The sequence below is a fragment of the Streptomyces durbertensis genome, assembly GCF_014156695.1.
Taxonomy (GTDB): domain Bacteria; phylum Actinomycetota; class Actinomycetes; order Streptomycetales; family Streptomycetaceae; genus Streptomyces; species Streptomyces durbertensis.
This window is the reverse complement of sequence record NZ_WMLF01000651.1, coordinates 1-2094: the sequence shown is the minus strand read 5'-3', so window position 1 is coordinate 2094 and position 2094 is coordinate 1. Positions and strand designations below refer to the sequence as shown.

Below are 2094 nucleotides of genomic sequence, written 5' to 3'. Positions count from 1 at the left end.
ACCCGACCGCGAAGGACGATCCCATGGGCAACCCCCGCCCCCGCCAGCGGACCGACGCGGAACCCCGCGCCACCCTGGCCGTCGTCACGGCCGGCCTCGGCGAGCCGTCCACCAGCCGACTGCTCGCCGACCGGCTCGCCCAGGCCGCCTCGGACCACCTCGACGCACGCGGCAGGCCCGTCGACGTCCACGTCGTCGAGCTGCGGGAACTCGCCGGCGCCATCGCCGACCACATGGTCACCGGCTTCCCGCCCGCCCGGCTCCGCGACGCGCTGACGGCGGTCGCCTCGGCGGACGCGCTCATCGCGGTGACCCCCGTCTTCGCCGCCTCCTACAGCGGACTGTTCAAGTCGTTCTTCGACCTGACGGAACCGGACGCGCTGCGCGGCACGCCCGTCCTCGTCGCGGCGACCGGCGGCACCGCCCGGCACTCCCTCGCGCTGGAACACGCCGTCCGCCCGCTCTTCGGCTACCTGCGCGCGCCGACCGTGCCGACGGCCGTGTTCGCCGCCCCCGAGGACTGGGGCGGCGGCGACCGCCACACCGACGAACTCGCCGCGCGCGTCGACCGGGCCGCCGACGAACTCGCCGACATGGTGGCCGGCAGGGCACGCCCGCCGGCCGCCGCGCGCGGCCCGCGGGCCGAAGCGCCGCTGGACGTCGTCCCGTTCGCCGAACAACTCGCCGCCCTCGGCGTGCGGAACTGACCGCTCCACCGGAGTTGTCCACAGGCCGCGTGGCCGGCACGGCGGATGTCGGCCACGGCGACTAGCCTGCCCGACATGCTGCTTCCCACGACCGAACGCGCCCTGCTCCACCGCGTCGCGACCGCGCAGAGCGAGGGGCGCACGCCCTCCCTCACCGCCGCCGTCGTCCGGGAGGGCGAGCTTGTCTGGACCGGCTCCCGCCACGCGGAGCCGGGTCCGGAGCCCACGCCCGACACCCAGTACCGCATCGGCTCCATCACCAAGCCGCTCGTCGCCGTACAGGTCATGCGGCTGCGCGACGAGGGGCTGATCGACCTCGCCGACCCGCTCGACAAGCACCTCCCCGGCACCCAGGCCGGTGCCGCCACCATCGGCCAACTCCTCTCCCACACCTCCGGCCTGGCCGCCGAGCCGCGCGGCCCCTGGTGGGAGCGCACACCCGGCGAACTCCGCCCCGACCTGGCCGACCTCGTCGACGGTGAGCCGCTGCGGCTGCCCGCGGGCCGCCGCCATCACTACTCCAACACCGCCTACGCCCTGCTCGGGGCGCTGGTGGGGGAGGTGCGCGGCAGCGCCTGGGACGTCGTGCTGCGCGGCGAGGTCCTGGAACCGCTCGGCATGCTCCGCACGACGCTCACCCCCCAGCCCCCGCACGCCGCGGGCTGGGCCGTCCACCCCTGGGCCGACGTCCTCCAGGAGGAGCCCCTCACCGAGACCGGCACCATGGCGCCCGCCGGCCAACTGTGGTCCACCGCCGCCGACCTGGCCCGCCTGACGGCCTTCCTCGGCGGCGAGGGCGTCGGCGTCGGCCACGTGCTCTCCACCGACACCCTGGAGGAGATGCGGCGACCGCTCGCGCCGAACGCCTTCGAGGACTGGAACCTCGCCTGGGGCCTGGGCGTCAGCCTGCTCCGCGCCTCCGACGGGCGCGTGCTCGTCGGCCACGGCGGCTCCATGCCCGGCTTTGTCGCCGCCGTCCTGTGCTCGCCGGCGGACCGGCTCGGCGCCGTCGTCCTCGCCAACGTCACCTCAGGGCCCTCGGTCAGCGCGGTGGCCGCCGACCTGATCCGGACCGTCACCGAACACGAACCGGCCCTGCCCCGGCCCTGGCGCCCGCTCGCGGAGCCCGCCGACCCGGAACTGCTGGCCCTCACCGGCACCTGGTACTGGGGCGCCGCCCCGCACACCCTGCGGCTCGCCGCCGACCGCACCCTGCTCCTCGGCCCGCACGGCGGTCCCGGCCGGGGCTCCCGCTTCCGCCCCGAGCCCGACGGCACCTGGACCGGCCTCGACGGCTACTACGCGGGCGAGACCCTGCGGCTGGCGCGGCGGGCCGACGGCGGTGTCTCCCACCTGGACGTCGCCACGTTCGTGTTCACCCGCGAAC

At 76.3% G+C, this 2094-nt stretch carries 2 protein-coding genes; both read left to right on the top strand.

Annotation, left to right across the window (positions count from 1 at the left end; genetic code table 11):
• The first annotated feature begins 23 nt into the window (after nucleotides 1–23).
• Complete coding sequence (locus GL263_RS25530; RefSeq protein WP_182858109.1) at nucleotides 24–707, top strand: FMN reductase; 684 nt, start codon at nucleotides 24–26, stop codon at nucleotides 705–707.
• A gap of 75 nt (nucleotides 708–782) precedes the next feature.
• On the top strand, nucleotides 783–2094 hold a 1312-nt coding region (locus GL263_RS25525; protein WP_228456824.1), incomplete at its 3' end, for a serine hydrolase domain-containing protein.